This is a genomic window from Saccharopolyspora spinosa NRRL 18395, from assembly GCF_000194155.1.
Taxonomy (GTDB): domain Bacteria; phylum Actinomycetota; class Actinomycetes; order Mycobacteriales; family Pseudonocardiaceae; genus Saccharopolyspora; species Saccharopolyspora spinosa.
On the sequence record NZ_GL877887.1, the window covers coordinates 1 to 704 of the forward strand.

General features: G+C 67.5%; 1 pseudogene. It reads left to right on the forward strand.

Annotation, left to right across the window (positions count from 1 at the left end):
• Window positions 1-23: 23 nt before the first annotated feature.
• Window positions 24-704: pseudogene (locus tag SSPN_RS61305) on the forward strand (selenium-binding protein SBP56-related protein); the annotation flags it as partial.

Consider the following 704-nt stretch of genomic DNA (forward strand, 5'->3'; position numbering starts at 1 on the left):
GTTTCCTTCCTGATGGAGTCCTCATGTCGTTGTGGAAGCCTGACCCCACCTTCTACCCGTCGCCCAGGGATGCGGCTGCGGCGCCTCCGGAGAAGGTCGCCTACCTCGCGGCGTTCGACCGGAGCGCCAGCCGCCCGGACGCGATCGCGGTGCTCGACGTCGATCCCGACTCTGACAGTTACGGCACGGTGGTCGGCTGGACCGACATGCCGTTCATCGGCGATGAGCTGCATCATTTCGGCTGGAACGCCTGTAGCAGCGCGCTGTGTCCGTACGCCCCGCATCCGCACACCGAGCGTCGGTACCTGATCGTGCCCGGCCTGCGTTCGTCGCGGGTCTAAGGGCTGGACACCAAGGACGATCCGCGCTCCCCCCAGGTGGTGAAGGTCCTGGACTCCGAGGAACTGGCCAAGCGCGCCGGCTACTCGCGACCCCACACCGTCCACTGCGGACCTGAAGGCTTGTACGTCTCGGCCCTGGGTGGAGCCAATGGACAGGACGGCCCCGGCGGGATCGCCCTGCTCGACCACACCTCGTTCGAGGTACTTGGCCGCTGGGAGACCGACCGCGGCGACCAATATCTCGCCTACGACGTGTGGTGGCACCTCAACCACGATGTGGCGGGGGGCCGCGGGGGGGGCACGCCGTCAATGATCGAGGACGGTATCGTCGGCGAGCTGCTGCTCGGCCGCAAGTACGGCCAC